The organism is Pseudomonas sp. KB_15 (genome assembly GCF_052114525.1).
Taxonomy (GTDB): domain Bacteria; phylum Pseudomonadota; class Gammaproteobacteria; order Pseudomonadales; family Pseudomonadaceae; genus Aquipseudomonas.
This window is the reverse complement of record NZ_JBFREX010000219.1, coordinates 1-445: the sequence shown is the minus strand read 5'-3', so window position 1 is coordinate 445 and position 445 is coordinate 1. Positions and strand designations below refer to the sequence as shown.

Sequence of the window (445 nt, the reverse complement as noted above, 5' to 3'; positions counted from 1 at the left end):
GCGTGATGCTGTGCACGCCGCGGATCGCGAATGCTTCGGGAATGTCGCTGGCCACGCAGGCCGGGCGCTTGTCCAGATCCGTCTCGACCAGATCGAACTCGATGCCGCAGGGGTGATGAAAACGCTGGCGCCGCTCGTCGAAGCGCGCGGTGATGGCGCTGTCGTAGGCAATGCCCATCGCGTCGAAGCGGGCGCGCCAGAAGTCGAGCGAGCCGGTGGGCACCGAATAGTTGATGACCCGGACCTGGCCCGAGCCGGGGCGCGCCGCAACCCCTTTCTGCCGGAACGGGAACGAGGTCACCAGCGTGCCCGGGTCACCGTTGGCGTTGCCGTAGTAGAGGTGATAGATCGGGTCCTCGCCGTCGAGAAGAACGGTCTTCTTGACGAGGCTTTGCCCCAGCAGCTTGACGTAAAAATCCACATCCTCCTGCGCGTGTCTTACGCC

The 445-nt window shown here is 64.7% G+C and carries 1 pseudogene; it reads right to left on the bottom strand.

What is annotated here, in order from left to right:
* Positions 1 to 421 (bottom strand): annotated as a pseudogene (locus AB4Z35_RS30570) (ring-cleaving dioxygenase); the annotation flags it as partial.
* Between the last annotated feature and the right edge of the window lie 24 nt (positions 422 to 445).